Genomic DNA, 232 nt, shown 5'->3' with positions numbered 1-232 from the left:
CCGAGACGCATTGGCGCGTGCCACCGGGACTCCCGCCTGATGCAGCGCGTCCAGCGCGGCCAGCTCGTAGCCACCGGTCGCCTCCAGCACCACCTGCCTAACTGGCAGTGTCCTCAGCCAGTAGACGAGCTTGCAGTGCCCGCTTGCCGTGTTACTGAACTGGCGGGCCTCACCTTGAAAGACAGCCGCATCCAGGGACTTCTTGCACACATCGATCCCGATTCCGCTCATG

Annotated in this window: 1 protein-coding gene; it reads right to left on the bottom strand. The window is 64.2% G+C overall.

The annotated features are described in order from the left end of the window. A partial coding sequence (locus OZ10_RS23010; protein WP_039566948.1) for an IS110 family transposase occupies positions 1-232 on the bottom strand: 232 nt, incomplete at both ends.

The sequence above is a fragment of the Xanthomonas cannabis pv. cannabis genome, assembly GCF_000802365.1.
In the GTDB taxonomy this organism is placed as follows: domain Bacteria; phylum Pseudomonadota; class Gammaproteobacteria; order Xanthomonadales; family Xanthomonadaceae; genus Xanthomonas; species Xanthomonas cannabis.
This window is presented reverse-complemented; position numbering and strand designations above follow the sequence as displayed.